This is a genomic window from Marivita cryptomonadis (genome assembly GCF_002115725.1).
Lineage (GTDB): Bacteria > Pseudomonadota > Alphaproteobacteria > Rhodobacterales > Rhodobacteraceae > Marivita > Marivita cryptomonadis.
Genome location: NZ_JFKD01000090.1, coordinates 1 through 928, shown reverse-complemented (window position 1 = coordinate 928; position 928 = coordinate 1). Strand labels below are relative to the sequence as shown.

1 protein-coding gene is annotated in these 928 nt (G+C 54.1%); it reads right to left on the bottom strand.

Annotated features, from left to right (window positions below):
* Positions 1–28: 28 nt before the first annotated feature.
* On the bottom strand, positions 29–928 hold a 900-nt coding region (locus MCRY_RS22420), incomplete at its 5' end, for an HAD-IC family P-type ATPase (protein WP_139834173.1).

Below are 928 nucleotides of genomic sequence, written 5' to 3'. Positions count from 1 at the left end.
AATTGCGCTGCAATTTCGCAATTGAAGCTCAGTCAATTCGGGTATTCCTCAGTCTCAATGCATTGAAAACTACAGACGCAGAACTGACGCTCATGGCTAACGCAGCAATCATTGGAGACAGAAGGTGCCCCGTCAGTGGATAGAGCAGGCCTGCGGCGAGGGGAATACCCATTGAGTTGTAAAGGAAGGCGAACCCCAAGTTTTGCCGCATGTTTTTTACCGTTGCAACCGAAAGTGCCCGTGCCCGTAAAATCCCCATCAGGTCGCCTTTTACCAGCGTGAGCTGCGCGCTATTCATCGCGACGTCAGTCCCTGTACCCATGGCAATGCCCACATCTGCTCGCGCCAAGGCCGGTGCGTCGTTGATACCGTCGCCGGCCATGGCAACCTTTCGACCGGATTGCTGGAGGTCCGCCACCAGGCGCTCCTTGTCCTGAGGTTTCACTTCACCATGAACCTCTTCAATACCCATCTCCTTGGCGACAGCACGTGCGGTGGTGAGCCCGTCTCCCGTGGCCATGATGATTTTTACGTTATCAGCCTTAAGCTTGGTGACTGCTTCTTTAGAGGTCGGTTTTATCGGGTCTGAGACCGCTAGTAATCCTGCCAAGACCCCGTCAACTGCTAGATAGATGATGCTGATGCCTTCAAGGCGCAACAACTCTGCACGTTCTTGTAAGACCTTTGTGCTCACGCCGGCAGCTTCCATCAGTGCAGTGTTGCCCAGCTGTACTTTCTTGCCATCAACGAGACCACTCACCCCAATCCCTGAGCCGGACTCAAACGATTCAGGCTTGGTGAGCGCAATATTTTCAGTTCGGGCGTGATCGACGATGGCGTGTGCCAAAGGATGTTCGCTGCCTTGATCAAGGCTAGCGGCCAGTTGAAGCACATCGCGTGGGTTGAAATCTGGTGTGGCCTCCACACT